The organism is Peribacillus sp. P4_D6, assembly GCF_056401795.1.
The window spans coordinates 1-2,154 of record NZ_JBFUIQ010000284.1 but is presented as its reverse complement, the minus strand read 5'-3'; the positions used below and the strand labels follow the sequence as shown (position 1 = coordinate 2,154).

2 protein-coding genes are annotated in these 2,154 nt (G+C 38.2%); both read left to right on the top strand.

Annotation, left to right across the window (positions count from 1 at the left end; all coding sequences use genetic code 11):
• A partial coding sequence (locus AC1DVB_RS26785; protein WP_477591853.1) for a S9 family peptidase occupies nucleotides 1-1,514 on the top strand: 1,514 nt, incomplete at its 5' end.
• Between the two features lie 219 nt (nucleotides 1,515-1,733).
• On the top strand, nucleotides 1,734-2,154 hold a 421-nt coding region (locus AC1DVB_RS26780; RefSeq protein WP_477591851.1), incomplete at its 3' end, for a histidine kinase N-terminal 7TM domain-containing protein.

Genomic DNA, 2,154 nt, shown 5'->3' with positions numbered 1-2,154 from the left:
GTACAATGAAGGAAATCGTTAATCATGAAAATACACGTAATTTCATGCCAAAATTATCGAATGACAGTAAAAAGCTCTACTACACGACATCCAGAGGAAATCCTTCCTTTCTTAATTCCTATTGTTTGGATTTAGAATCAGGACAGGAAAGGCTGGTACTGGAGGGGAAAGATGCAGCGACCTATTTATTTGGCTTCAGCCCGGATGAAGAAACCTTACTTTACTATAAACACTTTGCTAATACATATACTCTTCTCTATGCAAAAAAAGGGAACGAAGATATCCTGCTCACTCCGCCGACAGAGAAACAACACACAGTGAATGATGGGGTTTTTGTTTCGGATTCGATGATATATTTATTGACTGATTATGATTCGGACTTTACCTATTTAGCTTCATACAACCTTGAAACAAACAAGTTCTGTAAAGTTAAAGAATTGGAGAATGAGAGTTTTACTGCCATTACTTATAGTAAAGAGAATCAATTATTATATATAACCAGTCAAAAGGGTGTAGAGGATCAATTATATGAAATCAATCTGCAAAATGAAAATTGGAGAAACATCCCCGTGCCATGCAGTGTCATTAATAAACTTGAAGTTGCTGCATCAGGCACTCTTTACCTATTTGGCATGAGTGCAACCAAGCCTCATAATATCTATAAAAATACAGGTGATGAGTGGGTATCATTAACTAAATATACTGTTCCTGGCGTCGATTCTAATGAATTGGTTGAACCGGACATCATTACCTACCCTTCCTTTGATGGCCGGGAGATCGAATCGTTATTTTTTAGGGCAAAAAAGGAAAATGACAATGGAGAAGTCATTTTTTGGCCTCATGGAGGACCTCAAGCGGCAGAACGGAAGTTTTTTAGAGCTTCATTTCAATTTTTCCTGAATAACGGTTACAGTATTTTCGCGCCAAACTTCCGCGGTTCTACTGGTTATGGTTTGGAATTCATGAAAATGGTAGAGGGAGATTGGGGAAATGGACCGCGACTTGATAATGTAGCCGGCCTTGATTGGCTGATAGACCAAGGGCATGCACAAAAAGGCAACATTCTTTTGATGGGCGGAAGCTTCGGAGGCTATATGGCCCTTCTGCTGCACGGGCGACATGCGGATTATTTTAAGGCGGTTGTCGATATTTTCGGCCCATCCAACCTATTCTCATTTATCAATTCCGTACCTGAAGACTGGAAGCCAGTCATGGACCAGTGGGTAGGAAATCCGGAAAAAGATAAAGAAAAACTAATCGAGTATTCGCCTATCACTTATCTAGAATCCATGATAAAGCCAATGCTTGTCATTCAAGGAGCAAACGATCCCCGTGTCGTCAAAGAGGAATCGGATCAAATCGTTCAAGCGTTGAAGGATAAAGGAAGAGATGTCGATTATATGCTTCTAGAAAATGAAGGACATGGATTTTCCAAAAAAGAAAATGAGATTGCCGTCTATCAAAAAATACTCTCCTTCTTAAATCGATTCACAGCAGTAAAAGAGAAGGTATAATCCATATTTTTACAACTTAAAAACCCCTGCCGCTCACGTTCAAAGTGATGAAGCAGGGGTTTTTAAGTTTTGGGAGTTAGTAAATAGCTACCAATATGGCGTTTAAAAAAATCATTCCTTTAAAATTCAGAATTCCCCGAATAAACGCTAGTCACCTAGTTATAAAGTGCTATATAATATACGGAAAAAGTATTTTTTGTTTAACGGAGTTGATTCGCAATGCCACAGGAATTATCGATATACTTACTCGTAGTTATATTGGCAGGTGCTTTAAGTTTGTTCCTGTGTTTATTTGCACTATTAAAGGTCAAGGATGCACCTGGAGCAAAACCGTATATTATCGTGACATTATTGTCTTCCATTTTTACTTTTGCCTATGTTTTCGAACTTTCCAGTACATCTTTGGAACAAATCTTATTTTGGTTAAAGGTCGAGTACTTGGCCTTGCCTTTCATCCCAGTCTTCCTTTTGTTGATGTGTATTGAATATATAGGGCATAGCCTCAAGAAGGTATGGAAATATGCACTCTTCATCATACCGTTCATCACCATTTTCATGCATTATACAAATGATTCTCATCACTTATATTACAAATCAATGCGATTGAGAGGCGATAGTCCTTTTCCAATAATTAAACTGG